This is a genomic window from Streptomyces filipinensis (assembly GCF_014649495.1).
Classification (GTDB): Bacteria; Actinomycetota; Actinomycetes; order Streptomycetales; family Streptomycetaceae; genus Streptomyces; species Streptomyces filipinensis.
Genome location: NZ_BMTD01000028.1, coordinates 45,862 through 59,884, shown reverse-complemented (window position 1 = coordinate 59,884; position 14,023 = coordinate 45,862). Strand labels below are relative to the sequence as shown.

Here is a 14,023-nt window from a genome sequence, read left to right as displayed (position 1 = left end):
GGGGTCAGCGCCCCGGCCGGACCGTCAGGTCGTTGACCTCCGCGTCCGCCGGGAGGTCCAGGGCCATGAGGATCGTCGTGGCGACCGACTCGGGGTCGATCCACCGCGCGGGGTCGTACTCCTTGCCCTCCTGCTGGTGGACCTTGGCCTGCATGGGGCTGGCCGTGCGGCCGGGGTAGACCGAGGTGACCCGGACGCCGTTCGCGTGCTCCTCCTGGCGCAGGGAGTCGGCGAGGGCCTTCAGGCCGTGCTTGGAGGCGGCGTACGCGGACCAGCCGGCGTGGGCGTTGAGACCGGCGCCGGAGTTGACGAAGATCACATGGCCGCGGGCCGCGCGCAGCTGGGGCAGGAAGTGCCGGGTCAGCTCGGCGGGGGCGATCAGGTTGACGTTGAGCTGGTGGCGCCAGGCCTTGGGGGTCAGGTCGCCGACCTCGCCCAGGTCGACGACGCCGGCGATGTGCAGCAGGGAGTCCACCCGGTCGGGCAGCGTCTGGTGGGAGAACGCCCAGGACAGCTTGTCCGGGTCCGCGAGGTCGCCGACCAGGGTGCGGGCGCCGGGGAACTCGGCCGCCAGTTGCTTCGCGCGGCCCGCGTCGCGCGCGTGCAGCACGAGTGCGTCCCCGCGCGCGTGCAGACGGCGGGCGAGGGCCGCGCCGATACCGGATCCGGCCCCGGTGATCACATGAGTAGCCATGCCCGCCATGCTCGCATCAGCGCTCGCTGGCCTGCTTCTCCAGGTAGGCCAGGGCCCCGGCCGGCTCCTCGGCGAAGAAGACCAGTTCGGACAGCGGGCGTGGCAGGAAACCCTCGTCCTCCATGCGGCGGAACTGCTGCTGGAGCCCGTCGTAGAAGCCCGCGGTGTTCAGCAGCACGACCGGCTTCTCGGTGCGGCCGTGCTTCTTCAGCTCCAGGATCTCGGTGGCCTCGTCCAGCGTGCCGGTGCCGCCCACCATGATCACCACGGCGTCGGCCTTCTCCAGCAGCAGCTTCTTGCGTTCGGCGAGGTCGGCGGCGATGACCATCTCGTCGGTGCCGGGCCGCGCCTTGTTCGCGAGGAACTCCACGGACACGCCCAGCAGTCTGCCTCCGGCCTCGTGCACCCCGTCGGCGACGACCTTCATCAGACCGACGTCGGAACCGCCCCACACCAGGGTGTGACCGGCCTCGCCGAGCAGTTCCGCGAACTCGCGCGCGGGACGCGTGTACCGCTCGTCGAGGTCGGCGGCGGACAGGAAGACGCAGATGTTCATGTCCCCTACCGTACGGCCCGCCCCCGCGGTGTCCGCCGTACGCGGGAAGAAGCACGGGCCCGCCGGTGCTGTCCCGGTATGACCCGAGGACACACCATCACCATCGACGAAGAAGAGCGGCACGTGCGCGTGGTGCACGGCGACCAGGTGCTGGCCGAGACCGACCGGCCGCTGGTGCTGCGCGAGACGGGCTGCCCGGCGCGGTACTACATCCCGGCCGAGGACGTACGCGTCGATCTGCTCACCCCCTCCGACACGCACACCGTCTGCCCCTTCAAGGGCACGGCGTCCTACTGGTCGCTGCCGGACGCGCCGGATCTCGTGTGGGCGTACCCGGAGCCGAAGCCGGACGTCGCCGCGATCAGGGATCACTTCTGCTTCTACGAAACCGACGTGTCGTAAGCGATGAGTCGATGCCGGTGCGGCAGTCTGCACGGGCATGGACAAGAAGACGACTTCCCGCGACGGCACGTCCCTCGCGTACGAAGTGATCGGCCAGGGGCCCACGGTGATCCTGGTGAGCGGCGCGATGTCCACCGGCGGCACCGTGGCACCCCTGGCCCAGCGGCTCGCTGACCGCTGCACCGCCGTCGTCTACGACCGCCGGGGCCGCGGGGAGAGCGGTGACACGAAGCCGTACGCGGTCGAACGCGAGGTGGAGGACCTGGCCGCGCTGCTCGACGCCGTGGGGGGCGAGGCGGCGCTGTTCGGGGTCTCCTCGGGCGGTGCGCTGGTGCTCCAGGCGGTGGCGAGGGGGCTGCCGGCCGTCCGTGCCGCCGTCTACGAGGTGCCGTACACCGACTTCCTGCCCGGTGGCGCCGAGCGGGAGGCCGCGTACAAGGAGCAGCTGAACAAGGCCCTCGCGGACGGCCGGCGCGGGGACGCGGTGGAGCTGTTCCTCCGGCTGACGGGCCTGGCCGAGGAGATGATCCAGCGCGCCCGCCAGTCGCCGATGTGGGCCGGTATGGAGGCCGTCGCGCCCAGCCTCGCCTACGACGACACGGTCATGGGCGACGGGCTGCTGCCCCGGGACCGGCTCGCCGCGATCTCCGTGCCCGTGCTGGTGGTCGCGGGCGGGGCGAGCCCGGACTGGATGCGCGAGGCGTCCCGGGAGGTGTCCAGGGCGGTGCCCGAGGGCGCGTACAGCGAGCTGGCGGGGCAGACCCACATGGTGGAGCCGGACGTGCTCGGGCCGGTCCTGGCCGCGTTCCTGACGGAGTAGGAGCCGGTCGCACCCGGACCGGGGACCGGTTACACCGCCGCGGCCGTCGCGCGTGTGGTCGACGCGATCGTCGCCGAACCCACCACACGTGTGCCGTCGTACAGGACGATCGCCTGGCCGGGGGCGACGCCGCGGACCGGCTCGGTGAAGGTCACGCGCAGCTCGCCGCCGACCGGTTCCGCGGTGACCTCGCTCTCGCCGCCGTGGGCGCGCAGCTGGGCGGTGTAGGTGCCGGGGCCGGTCGGGGCGGTGCCGCACCAGCGAGGCTTGATCGCGGTGAGGGCGGTGACGTCCAGGGCGGCGGCGGGGCCGACGGTGACCGTGTTGGTGACCGGGGAGATGTCGAGGACGTAGCGGGGCTTGCCGTCGGGGGCCGGGGTACCGATGCGCAGGCCCTTGCGCTGACCGATGGTGAACCCGTACGCGCCCTCGTGCGTGCCCAGCCTGGCGCCGGACTCGTCGACGATGTCACCCTCGGCCTTGCCCAGCCTGCGGGCGAGGAAGCCCTGGGTGTCGCCGTCGGCGATGAAGCAGATGTCGTGCGAGTCGGGCTTCTTGGCCACGGCCAGTCCCCGGCGCTCGGCCTCGGCGCGGATCTCGTCCTTGGTGGTGACCGTGTCGCCGAGCGGGAACAGGGCGTGGGCGAGCTGCCTCTCGTCCAGCACGCCGAGCACGTACGACTGGTCCTTGGCCATGTCGGAGGCGCGGTGCAGCTCGCGGGAGCCGTCCTCGCGGACGAGCACCTTGGCGTAGTGGCCGGTGCACACCGCGTCGAAGCCGAGGGCGAGGGCCTTGTCGAGCAGCGCGGCGAACTTGATCTTCTCGTTGCAGCGCAGGCAGGGGTTGGGGGTGCGGCCGGCCTCGTACTCGGCGACGAAGTCCTCGACGACGTCCTCGCGGAAGCGGTCGGCGAGGTCCCAGACGTAGAAGGGGATGCCGATGACGTCGGCCGCGCGGCGGGCGTCACGCGAGTCCTCGATGGTGCAACAGCCCCGCGCGCCGGTCCGGAAGGACTGCGGGTTCGCGGAGAGCGCGAGGTGGACGCCGGTGACGTCGTGGCCGGCTTCCGCGGCGCGCGCGGCGGCGACGGCGGAGTCGACTCCACCGGACATGGCGGCGAGGACGCGGAGGGGGCGCTGCGGGGTCTCAGTCATAGCCCTTCCAGGGTACGGGGCCGCGGGAACCGGGACCGCCGGATGTCCGTTGACGATCACAGGGGGCGCGACGCGGGCGGCCGGAGGCGGAAGGGGAGGACATGAGCGACGCGGATCGGCGGCTGGGGCGGCGGGCCCTGCTCGTCGGCGGCGTGGCGGCCGCCGTGGGCACGGCCGCGCTGGCCCGTGACGAGCTCAAGCACCTGTGGTGGCGGCTGCCGGGGGTGGAGAAGCCCCGGGTGGCGGGGGCCGTGGACTTCCGGGGGGCGCGCTGGGTGCCGGCCTCCCCGGCCAACTACCGGCGCGCGGACCGGCCGGACGACTACTCCGTGGACCGGGTCGTCATCCATGTCACCCAGGGCGGCTACGCGAGCGCGGTGAAGGTGTTCCAGGACCCGGCGCACGGTGCGGCGGCGCACTACATCGTGCGCAGGGACGGCCGGATCACCCAGCTGATCCGGGAGCTGGACGTGGCCTTCCACGCGGGCAACCGCGCGTACAACGAACGCAGTGTCGGCATCGAGCACGAGGGCTTCGTGGACGACGCGTCCTCCTTCACGGACGCCATGTACGCGTCCTCGGCGCGCCTGACGGCGGCGATATGCGGGCGTTACGGCATACCCGTGGACCGCGAGCACATCATCGGGCACGTGGAGGTGCCGGGGACGGACCACACCGATCCGGGGCCGCACTGGGACTGGGAGCGATATCTGAAAAAAATCAAGGTCTAGCCCCTTTTTGTCCGGCAGAGGCGGATTTATCCTGTGAGAAGACCTACGGGACGAGTGAGGGAGTTCAAGCGGAGTAGCCGACGTCAGCGAGAGATACATGATCTCTTCAACGAGAGGTACACCTTCTCCGCTGGTGCCGACATCGACGCTCGGGCTGAGAGGCCGAAAGGTCGCAAGGACTGGACCAGACGGCGACCCCCATCACCTGATCCGGACAATACCGGCGAAGGGAACCCGCCTCGTAGGTCGTTTTCGTGCGCCCGGGCGTCCGTTCGCGCCCCGGTCTCAGCTGAGCCCCGCCACCCGCGCCCGCTCCACCGCCGGGCCGATCGCCTCGGCGACCGCTTCGACGTCCGCCTCCGTGGAGGTGTGACCGAGGGAGAAGCGCAGGGTGCCGCGGGCCAGGTCCGGGTCGGCGCCGGTGGCGAGCAGCACATGGCTGGGCTGGGCCACGCCCGCGGTGCAGGCGGATCCGGTCGAGCACTCGATGCCCTGGGCGTCCAGCAGGAGCAGCAGGGAGTCGCCCTCGCAGCCGGGGAAGGTGAAGTGCGCGTTGGCGGGCAGCCGGCCCTCGGACGCGGGGTCGCCGCCGAGTATGGCGTCCGGTACGGCCGTACGGACGGCGTCGATCAACCGGTCGCGCAGGGCGCCGACCTCCCGGGCGAACCACGCGCGGCGCTCGGTGGCGAGCCTGGCCGCGACGGCGAAGGAGGCGACCGCCGGGACGTCGAGGGTGCCCGAGCGGACGTGCCGCTCCTGGCCGCCGCCGTGCAGGACCGGCACGGGGGTGTGGTCACGGCCGAGCAGCAGCGCGCCGATGCCGTACGGGCCACCGATCTTGTGGCCGGAGACGGTCATCGCGGCGAGGCCGGAGGCAGCGAAGTCGACCGGGACCTGACCGAGGGCCTGGACCGCGTCGGCGTGCATCGGGATGCCGAACTCGGCGGCCACGTCGGCGAGTTCACGGACCGGCAGGATGGTGCCGATCTCGTTGTTGGCCCACATCACGGTGACCAGGGCGACGTCGTGGGGGTTGCGGGCGACGGCCTCGCGCAGCGTCTCGGGGTGGACGCGGCCGTAGGAGTCGACGGGGAGGTACTCGACCGTCGCGCCCTCGTGTTCGCCGAGCCAGTGGACGGCGTCGAGGACGGCGTGGTGCTCGACGGGGCTGGCCAGGACGCGGGTGCGGGCCGGGTCGGCGGCGCGGCGGGACCAGTACAGGCCCTTGACGGCGAGGTTGTCCGCTTCGGTGCCGCCCGAGGTGAAGACGACCTCGCTGGGGCGGGCGCCGAGCGCTTCCGCGAGGGATTCGCGGGATTCCTCGACCGTGCGGCGTGCCTGGCGGCCGGATGCGTGGAGGGAGGATGCGTTGCCCGTGATGCTCAACCGGGCGGTCAGGGCCTCTGCCGCCTCCGGGAGCATCGGGGTTGTCGCGGCGTGGTCGAGGTAAGCCATGGTGACGCCGATTCTACGGCGCCTCTCCCGCTCGCCTCGGCTGCGAGGTCCCTTTGGCCGGGAGCGCCCTGCTCGGGCCGCACTTCGGCCTGCCGGCGAGGTGCCCGGCGCCGCCTCACGACGTGGCGGTCCGGCTGCCGCACGGCGGTGGTGACGGGGGCGTGGGCGACGACGGCGTCGGGGCCGTGGCGGCGGAGGCGGAGGCGGTGGGGTCGCCTGCGCTCGGCCGTCGGCCGGCTGCCCCGTCGTCCTCGGGGTCCGGCTGGGTCAGGCGGTGTCGCCGGGCGTCACAGGCTCCACGACAGTGTGTGGGAGACCTCCATCGCGACGGCCAGGACGGCCAGGTCGGCGACACCCAGCGTCAGGCCCAGGAGGGCGCGGCCGCGGCGGGCGGTGCCGCGCCAGAGGGAGACCGCGGCCAGGACGATGGCGATCGGACCGAGGAAGATGTTGAGGACGAGCAGGCCGAGAAGGCCGAGGATGAAGGACGCCACAGCCATGCCGTCGGCGTCGCGGGCGGTCGGCCGGGCGTCGTTGCGGCTGGTGACCGGTGCGGTGAGTTGCATGGTGCTCAGCTCCTGGAAGTCGTGGTGCTGGAAGTCGTGGCGGACGGTCAGTTGGCCGGCGTACGGCGCCGGCGGCCGTGGCGCTCGCGGATCGCGAAGACGCCCAGCCACACGGCGATGACGGCGGCCACGACGGCGGTGACGGTCAGCGGCGCGTGGGCGACGGTGCCCAGCACGACACCGAGCAGCATGAGTGCGGCGACGAGGAACAGCATGGGATCGAATCCCCCCTCCGGGATACCTCGTATCGGGCCGGTGTGAAGTTTCGGTGAACAGTTGTAGTAACAGTTGTTCACTGACTTCTACTCTAGCGCGCTCCACGGCTTTTCAATTCCAGAGAACAGTTGTTAACTGGATGACATGAGTCACACCCTCGGCATCCGGCAGGCCCAGAAGCAGAAGACCCGGCAGGCGTTCCTCGACGCGGCGCTCGCGCTGCTGGAGGATCAGAGCCTGAGCAGCCTGGGCCTGCGCGAGGTCACCCGGGCCGTCGGCGTCGCTCCGACCGCCTTCTACCGGCACTTCCGCTCGACCGCCGACCTCGGCGTCGCGCTGGTCGACGAGGCGCTGGGCAGCCTGCACCCGATGGTGCGGACCACGGTGTCCACCGCGGGCGACAGCGGGGAACGCATCGCGCGTGCCATCGAGTTGATCGCCCACCACGTGGACACGTACCCCGCGCATGTCCGGTTCATCGCCCGGGAACGGCATGGCGGGGTGCAGCCGGTGCGGGAGGCCATCCGGGCGCAACTTGTCCGGTTCGCCGAGGAGGTGAAGGCCGAGCTGGCCAAGGACCCCGAGGCAGCGGGCTGGAGCGACGACGACCTGCTGATGCTCGCGCACCTCTACGTCGACCAGATGCTCATCACCGCCTCGCTGTTCCTGGAGGCACTGGAGTCCCCCGCCGAGGAGCGGGAGCGCGTCACACAGCTCGCCACCCGGCAGTTGTGGCTGATCAGCATCGGCCGCAGTCACTGGCTGGGCTGAGCCGCGCCCGAAGACGCGCCGGGAGCGGCGCGCGTCCGGTGCGCGCCGCCCCGCGCGGTCGCAGTGCCCGCGGCCCGTCCGTCAGCCCTGCCGGGCCTGTCCGCCCTGCTGGACCTGTCCCCCGGCCCGGCCGCCGCCCAGCGCCGCAGCCGCCACCGGGCCCACCCTGGCCCTGGCCGTCGGGTGCGCCACTCGGCATCCCCGTGGGCAGACCGCTGGGCGCGCCGGCCGGCTTCGCGGTCGACGCACCCGACGGCGCCCCGGACGACGCCCCGCTCGGACGGCGGCCCTGGGCGCCGCCCGTGGGTATGCCGGACGGCGACTGGCAGCCCTGTCGCTGACCGGAGTTGCCGCTGCCGGAGGTGGACGAGTCGCCCGAGCCGCACGCGGTCAGCAGCAGCGGGGACAGCGCCAGCAGGGCGACGGCGGGGACGAGACGGGCACGCTTCATGAGAGTCAGCTCCGAAAACGATGAGGGACTTTCTGAGGGGCGCACTCGATCAACGGCGGTCAGGGCGTCCTTGGGCGTGCCCTGTCGCCGAGCTGTCGGGCGGGTGAAGCCCGCCCCAAGCACCGTATGTGACCTGCGGTTTCAGACTTCTTCCTGGTCCGCTTGCCGGTACAGGGCCGTGACGGAACGAGCCCCCGCCAGCAGTTCCGCGCGGGCCTCGGGCGGACCCAGCAGCCGCACCTGGTCGGAGAACCCGAGGAGTTGGCGCACCGCGCGCAGCACCGGGAAGGCCAGCCGGGCGGTGACCCAGTCGCTCTCGCCGTCGTCGTCGGGCGGGGCGGTCAGCTCGGCGGCCATCATCCGCTGGAACATGTCGAGCCGCTCGCGCCGGACCCGCACGGTGACCTCGACGCCGCCCTGCCGCTCCTCCACCTGACGCCGCAACACCTCCCAGGCGTCGGCGAGTTCGACCCCGGGCCGACGCCGTACCGGCTCGTCCAGCGGGCGGGCCGAGTGGATCCGGTCGGCCCGGAACAGCCGCGGCACGCCCCGCCGGTCGGCGACCAGGTACCAGACCCCGGCCTTGGCGACCAGGCCGTACGGATCCACGGTGTACGTCCGCGGCTCCCGCTCCCCGCTGTGCCGGTAGCGGAGCCCGAGGCGCCGGTCACAGAAGACGGCGTCCTGCAGCACCTCCAGGTCGACGGACTGCTGGGGGCCGCTCTTCCAGCGGGTGGCGTCGACCAGGATGCGGCGGCTGGTCACCTCGGCGGCGGGCCGGTACGGCGCCGGCAGCGCGGCCATCACCTTGCGCAGGGCCGAGCCGAGGGCCGCGTCGAGACCCAGCGCGGCGTGCGCGCCCTGTGCGGCCAGGATGAACAGGGCGCGGGACTCGTCGGCGGTCAGTCCGGTGACGTCGGTGCGGAAACCGGCGAGGAGTTCGATGCCGCCGTGCCGGCCGCGCTCGGCGTAGACCGGGACACCGGAGGCCGACAGCGCCTCGACGTCCCGGTAGATGGTGCGGACCGACACCTCCAGCCGGTCGGCGAGTTCGTGCGCGGGGACACGGCCCCGGGTCTGCAGGAGCAGCAGGATCGACAGCAGCCGGTCGGACTTCACGCGCCCAGGATCGCGCCGGCACGGATCCCCGCGCAAATGTTGACGGCGGATGTCAGGTTATCGCGCCATGCTCAGGGCACCGACCTAGCGAGAGGCACACCATGACCACCAGCGAGTTCGTCGACCCCCGCCCCCTCTACACCCGCGCCACGGAGCAGGCCGCGGCCCTCATCAAGACCGTACGGCCGGACCAGCTCGACGGCCCCACGCCCTGTACGGAGTTCGACGTGCGGGCCCTGTTGAGCCACATCGTCGGCGGCACCCGGCGGATCGCCGTGGTGGGCGAAGGCGGCGACGGACTGGCCGTGCGGCCCGTCGCCGATGGCGTCGAGGACGACGGCTGGGCGGCGGCCTACGACGAGGTGCGTGTCCGCGTCCTGAAGGCGTGGGAGAGCGACGAGCGGATGACGACGTCGGTGCGCGTGCCGTGGGGCGAGGTACCGGGCCATGCGGCGCTTTCGGGTTACGTCATGGAGATCGTGACGCACACCTGGGACCTCTCCGAGGCCGTCGGACATCCGCACCGGCTCGACGCGGAACTCGCCGAGTTCGCCCTCGCCAACGCCCGCGAGGTACTGCCGGACTCCCGCCCCCGCGACGAGGACACCCCCTTCGACACCCGCCGCGAAGCCCCCGAAGGCGCCGACCCCTACACCGAACTCGCCGCCTGGCTCGGCCGCACCCCGCTCGACCGGCCCTGACCCCCGCCGGCAAACCGACGACGGCCCGGTCCGGCCGGATCAGGCGAGCCTGGCCCGGGCCAGTTGGCGGGACTGGGCGACCAGGTGGTTCTCGCTGTCCCAGACCTCGGCGTCCTCCTCCAGGAAGCCGCCGGCCAGGTTGCGGGTGGTGATGGAGACCCGCAGGGGGCCGGGGGCCGGGCGGCGGCGGACGTGGGCGGTGAGCTCCACCGTGGGGACCCAGCCCTTGAGGCCGATCTCGAAGGCGGTGGGCGGCAGCGCGTCCACCGCGAGCAGGAGGGAGAGCGGGTCGGGGTCACGGCCGTCGGCCAGGCCGAACCAGGCGCGCATCTCGCCCTTGCCCGAGGGAGCGCCCAGGGCCCAGCCGAGGGTCGCCGGGTCCAGCTTGAGCATCAGCCGGTCGGCGATGGCGTTGCTGCCCTCGATCGGGGCGGGTCCGTCCGCCGGGCCGAAGCACTGGTCCAGCGGCGGGATGGCGGGCGGCGTCGCCGTCGTGCGGACGTCGTCGGGAAGGCCCGCGAGGTCGCCGTAGGAGGCGAGGACGCGGATGCGTTCGACCTCGTTGCCCTGGTCGTCGTACTGGAAGAGCGAGGCCTGGCCGGTGGAGAGGGTGCGGCCGGTGCGGATCGTCTCGGTGCGGACGACCGCCGGGCCGGGCTGCGAGGCGGTCAGGTAGTACGCGGAGACGGTGAAGGGGTCCGGGTGCGGGAGGGCGTCCGCGAGGGCGCGGCCCAGCACGGCCAGCAGGTAGCCGCCGTTGACGGCGCTGATGATGGTCCAGCCGGCCGAGAGGTCGATGCCGTAGACACCGGGCCCGCGCCGGACGACCGCGGTGTCGCGGTCGAACTCGCTGTCGCCGATCACGGCCCGCGACGGGGAGGGGGCGGAAGCTGCTTCTGGCATGGGTGAACGGTACAACAGGAAATTACTAAGCGGTAGCTTTTTCTGTTGCGCACGCGTGAACAGCGGCCGCGGGGTCGGCATCGGATCCCTCTGCCGGGTGAGGTTCCGGCAATTTCTCGGTAAGTGTCCCGACTCGTCCACAACCTCGGACCCCGGATTCCCCTCTATGGGGACATGAGCCTCACCGGGACTCCGTTCCTCTACACGACCATCGTGCTGGCCGTGGTTGCACTGATACTGCCACTCGTGCTCTGGTCGCGAGTGCGCGGGCCCAAGCCCCTGCGTGCCGCGGCCCGAGTACTGATGCTGCTGTTCGCCCAGGGCACCGCCGTCACGCTGATCTTCGTTCTGGTCAACAACCAGAACAACCTGTACGACAACTGGGCCGACCTGCTCGGCACCGGCAACCACGTCCAGCAGGCCCAGGACCTGGGCCGGGACGGCACCGGCGGCATAGCGGTGAAACGGTTGCCCAAGGTCAAGCAGACCTTCACGGCGGCCGGCGGCCCCGGCATGCAGGCGGCCGGCGGAGTGCGCGTCACACAGCTCAAGGGCCGGGTATCGGGTGTGAACGCCGAGGTCTACGTCTGGCTGCCGCCGCAGTACAACGATCCGGCCTACCGCAACAAGAAGTTCCCGGTGGTGGAGCTGCTGCCGGGCTACCCCGGTTCGGCGAAGGCCTGGTTCGGCTCCATGAAGACGCACGAGCAGCTGCTGCCGCTGATGCGCAGCGGCCAGGTGGCGCCCTTCATCCTGGTCGCCCCGCGCACCAACCTGCTGGCCGGCGTGGACACCGGCTGCGCCAACATCCCCGGCCAGGTCAACGCCGACACCTGGCTCAGCATCGACGTGCCGAAGATGGTCACGGACAACTTCCGTGCCCAGCCGGCGCCACAGGGCTGGGCCGTCGCCGGGTACTCGGCGGGCGCCCACTGCGCGGTCAAGCTGGCCGTGGCGCACCCGGACCGGTACCGGGCCGCGGTGAGCCTGTCCGGCTACAACGACCCGATCGGCGAGCGCAACTCCCTCGCCGCGCAGAGCCCCGCCCTGCGCGCCGAGAACAACCCCTACCTGCTGCTGAAGAAGTCCGCCGTACCGCCCCGGATCGCGCTCTACGTCTCCGGCGAGTCCGGCGACGGCTATCAGGCGGGCGTGGCGCTGGAGTCCATCGCCAAGGCACCGACGACCGTGCACGTGGTGTTCCTGCCGCGCAGCGCGGGCGGCCACAACATGGCGCTGTGGCGGCCCCAGGTCGACACGGTGTTCCGCTGGCTGACCCTGCAGATGGGCCAGAACCACGCCAAGGGCCAGGACCGTTCTCTTACCGGAACCACGGGTTCTCTTACCGGGAGTGCCGCCGGAACCACCGGGACTACTCCTCGGTCACCGTCGACCGGCGGTTCCACGCGCGCGGAGCTCGCCAGTGGAACCGCATCGCGAGCAGGCGCAGCACAAAAGCCGTGACGGCGGCGAGTCCACTGGTGAGGGGGGTCAGGACGGCGTAGTGGAGGCACAGCACGACCATCGTGGCGCCGACGATCGCTGGGACCGCGTACAGATCGCGGTCCCAGCGCAGCAGTGAGGGCACCTCGTTGGCCAGCACGTCGCGCAGCACACCGCCGCCGACCGCGGTGGCGAGGCCCAGCGTCGCCGACGCGGTCAGATTGAGGCCGTAGCTGTACGCCTTCGTCGTACCGCTGACGCAGAACAGGCCGAGGCCGGCCGCGTCGAAGACCAGCACCCCCGTCTGGATGCGTTCCACGTGCGGGTGCAGGAAGAAGACGACGAGCGCGGCGAGCAGCGGGGTCAGGAAGTACCCGAGGTCGGTGAAGGCGGCCGGGGGCACGGCGCCGATGACCAGGTCGCGGAACAGCCCCCCGCCCAGCGCGGTGACCTCGGCGAGCACGGCGATGCCGAACACGTCGAAGTTCTTCCGGACGGCCAGCAGGGCGCCGGAGATCGCGAACACGAAGATGCCGACGACATCGAGCGTGTGCTGGACGGAGGGACTGAAGAGTTGCTGCAGTTGCACCCAGGTATTCTCACCTGTCGCGGGGCGTGAACCTTACAAAGCCAGGCTCACAGGGCGGGCTTACCCGTGGTGAAGAGCCAGGTGTCGAACAGGTCGTCCAGCTTCTGCCCGCTGACGCGCTCGGCGAGGCGGATGAAGTCGGCGGTGTCCGCGTTGCCGTACCGGTGGAGGCGGGTCCAGGCGGGCAGCAGCCTGAAGAACGCCTTGTCGCCGATGCGCTCGCGGAGCATCTGGAGCGTCATCGCGCCGCGCTGGTAGACGGCGGAGGCGAACATCGTGTCCCGCTGCGGGTCGGCGACCTTGATCTGCCAGAAGGCGGAGTCGGCCGGGCGGGCGTCGTAGGCGGCGAGGAAGGAGTCGTGCGCCGAACGGGTGCCCTGGTGTTCGGCCCACAGCCACTGGGCGTAGGAGGCGAAGCCCTCGTTGAGCCAGATGTCCTTCCACTGCCGCACGCTGACCGAGTCGCCGAACCACTGGTGGGCCAGCTCGTGCACGATGGTCGTCTCGCTGCGCACGGCCGAGTAGGCGGGCTTGCTCTGCACCTCCAGCGAGAACCCGGCCTCGGGCATGTCGTCCACGATCGCGCCGGTCTCCTCGAACGGGTACGGCCCGAAGACCTGCGACCAGTAGTCGGTCGCGGCGGCGGTGACGGCGTACACGTCGACGCTGTTGCTGTTCTTCAGGACCGGGTCGACCGCGACGTAGACGGGGATGCCGCCGGGGGTGCGGCCGGTGCGCACGTCGAACTTCCCGATGGTGGCGGTCGCGAGGTAGGTCGCCATCGGCCTCGACTCGCGCCAGTGGGTGTACGTCGAGTCTCCCTCGTCGTACGTCGACAGGAGCCGGCCGTTGGAGACACCGGTCAGGCCCTTCGGCGCCCTGATCCGGATGTCGTAGGTGGCCTTGTCGGAGGGGTGGTCGCTGGACGGGAACCAGGTGGAGGCGGCGTTGGGTTCACAGGCGACGAAGACGCCGTCGGCGGTCTTCATCCAGCCGTACTTGGAGCCGAACACGATGGGCCCGCCGAGCGGCTGGGGTATGCCGCCGTAGGTGACGGTGACCTTGAACGTCCGCCCGTGCGGCAGGCTTTGGCGCGGGGTGACGGTGACCTCGTCGCCCTCGCGCGTGAACGGGGTGCGTCTGCCGTTCACGTCGACCCGGGTGATGCTCAGCTGCTGCAGGTCCAGGTCGAAGGAGGAGAGGTTCTGGGTGGCGCGGGCGGTGAGGGTGGTACGGCCGTCCAGGCGGCCGGTGTCGGGGGCATAGGCGACGTCGAGGTCGTAGTGGAGCGCGTCGAAGCCGCCGTTGCCGAGGTTCGGGAAGTAGGGGTCGCCGGTGCCGGGTGCGCCCGGGGTGGGGGCGGCGGAAGCGCCGATGACGAGGAAGGAGGCCGCCGCGGTCGCGACGGCCCCCAGGCGTGCCGAACGGGAGAGTGCCATGAGTCGTCCCTTT

16 protein-coding genes are annotated in these 14,023 nt (G+C 71.7%); 6 read left to right on the top strand and 10 right to left on the bottom strand.

Annotated features, from left to right (window positions below; genetic code table 11):
• Window positions 1-4 precede the first annotated feature (4 nt).
• The gene (locus tag IE244_RS37950) at window positions 5-703 is read right to left on the bottom strand and encodes an SDR family oxidoreductase (protein ID WP_191878129.1); all 699 of its coding nucleotides are present in this window, start codon (window positions 701-703) and stop codon (window positions 5-7) included.
• 7 nt (window positions 704-710) lie between these two features.
• Entirely contained in the window at window positions 711-1,250 is a 540-nt protein-coding gene (locus tag IE244_RS37945) for an LOG family protein (RefSeq protein ID WP_191878128.1), read from the bottom strand.
• Window positions 1,251-1,328: 78 nt separating this feature from the next.
• On the opposite strand from IE244_RS37945, the gene IE244_RS37940 reads away from it, so the two are divergent.
• Window positions 1,329-1,652 (top strand): DUF427 domain-containing protein, encoded by a 324-nt coding sequence (locus tag IE244_RS37940; RefSeq protein ID WP_191878127.1) that lies wholly within the window; start codon window positions 1,329-1,331, stop codon window positions 1,650-1,652.
• A gap of 37 nt (window positions 1,653-1,689) precedes the next feature.
• Window positions 1,690-2,472 carry an alpha/beta fold hydrolase gene (locus IE244_RS37935; RefSeq protein ID WP_191878126.1) on the top strand — a complete coding sequence of 261 codons (783 nt, stop codon included), beginning with the start codon at window positions 1,690-1,692 and terminating at the stop codon, window positions 2,470-2,472.
• 29 nt (window positions 2,473-2,501) lie between these two features.
• Here IE244_RS37935 and mnmA read toward each other — a convergent pair whose 3' ends face one another.
• Window positions 2,502-3,626, bottom strand: a complete 1,125-nt coding sequence (mnmA, locus tag IE244_RS37930; protein ID WP_191878125.1) for a tRNA 2-thiouridine(34) synthase MnmA — start codon at window positions 3,624-3,626, stop codon at window positions 2,502-2,504.
• Between the two features lie 101 nt (window positions 3,627-3,727).
• Here mnmA and IE244_RS37925 point away from each other — a divergent pair, with 101 nt between their 5' ends.
• The gene (locus IE244_RS37925; RefSeq protein ID WP_031172826.1) at window positions 3,728-4,357 is read left to right on the top strand and encodes an N-acetylmuramoyl-L-alanine amidase; all 630 of its coding nucleotides are present in this window, start codon (window positions 3,728-3,730) and stop codon (window positions 4,355-4,357) included.
• A 285-nt stretch (window positions 4,358-4,642) separates the two neighbouring features.
• On the opposite strand, the gene IE244_RS37920 is transcribed toward IE244_RS37925, so the two are convergent.
• From IE244_RS37920 to IE244_RS37910, 3 genes are all read right to left on the bottom strand, one after another.
• Window positions 4,643-5,812 carry a cysteine desulfurase family protein gene (locus IE244_RS37920; RefSeq protein ID WP_191878124.1) on the bottom strand — a complete coding sequence of 390 codons (1,170 nt, stop codon included), beginning with the start codon at window positions 5,810-5,812 and terminating at the stop codon, window positions 4,643-4,645.
• A 287-nt stretch (window positions 5,813-6,099) separates the two neighbouring features.
• A complete protein-coding gene (locus IE244_RS37915; protein WP_031172830.1) occupies window positions 6,100-6,378 on the bottom strand; it encodes a hypothetical protein in 279 nt (92 codons plus the stop codon).
• 47 nt (window positions 6,379-6,425) lie between these two features.
• Window positions 6,426-6,593, bottom strand: a complete 168-nt coding sequence (locus tag IE244_RS37910; protein WP_023546589.1) for a hypothetical protein — start codon at window positions 6,591-6,593, stop codon at window positions 6,426-6,428.
• Between the two features lie 145 nt (window positions 6,594-6,738).
• Here IE244_RS37910 and IE244_RS37905 point away from each other — a divergent pair, with 145 nt between their 5' ends.
• Complete coding sequence (locus tag IE244_RS37905; RefSeq protein ID WP_191878123.1) at window positions 6,739-7,365, top strand: TetR family transcriptional regulator; 627 nt, start codon at window positions 6,739-6,741, stop codon at window positions 7,363-7,365.
• 592 nt (window positions 7,366-7,957) lie between these two features.
• Here IE244_RS37905 and IE244_RS37900 read toward each other — a convergent pair.
• Window positions 7,958-8,935 carry a helix-turn-helix transcriptional regulator gene (locus IE244_RS37900; protein ID WP_191878122.1) on the bottom strand — a complete coding sequence of 326 codons (978 nt, stop codon included), beginning with the start codon at window positions 8,933-8,935 and terminating at the stop codon, window positions 7,958-7,960.
• 101 nt (window positions 8,936-9,036) lie between these two features.
• On the opposite strand from IE244_RS37900, the gene IE244_RS37895 reads away from it, so the two are divergent.
• A complete protein-coding gene (locus IE244_RS37895; RefSeq protein WP_191878121.1) occupies window positions 9,037-9,636 on the top strand; it encodes a TIGR03086 family metal-binding protein in 600 nt (199 codons plus the stop codon).
• Window positions 9,637-9,675: 39 nt separating this feature from the next.
• On the opposite strand, the gene IE244_RS37890 is transcribed toward IE244_RS37895, so the two are convergent.
• Entirely contained in the window at window positions 9,676-10,539 is an 864-nt protein-coding gene (locus IE244_RS37890; protein WP_191878120.1) for a thioesterase family protein, read from the bottom strand.
• 174 nt (window positions 10,540-10,713) lie between these two features.
• Between IE244_RS37890 and IE244_RS37885 the strand changes: the two genes are divergently transcribed.
• Window positions 10,714-12,003, top strand: a complete 1,290-nt coding sequence (locus IE244_RS37885; RefSeq protein ID WP_191878119.1) for an alpha/beta hydrolase — start codon at window positions 10,714-10,716, stop codon at window positions 12,001-12,003.
• Here the strand turns inward: IE244_RS37885 and IE244_RS37880 are convergent.
• Together IE244_RS37880 and IE244_RS37875 are read right to left on the bottom strand one after the other, a co-directional pair.
• Complete coding sequence (locus IE244_RS37880; RefSeq protein WP_191878118.1) at window positions 11,912-12,571, bottom strand: trimeric intracellular cation channel family protein; 660 nt, start codon at window positions 12,569-12,571, stop codon at window positions 11,912-11,914. The two genes, IE244_RS37885 and IE244_RS37880, sit on opposite strands and share 92 nt — an antisense overlap.
• A gap of 47 nt (window positions 12,572-12,618) precedes the next feature.
• Window positions 12,619-14,010: a M1 family metallopeptidase gene (locus IE244_RS37875; RefSeq protein WP_191878117.1), complete on the bottom strand. Its 1,392-nt coding sequence runs from the start codon at window positions 14,008-14,010 to the stop codon at window positions 12,619-12,621.
• Window positions 14,011-14,023: the final 13 nt, after the last annotated feature.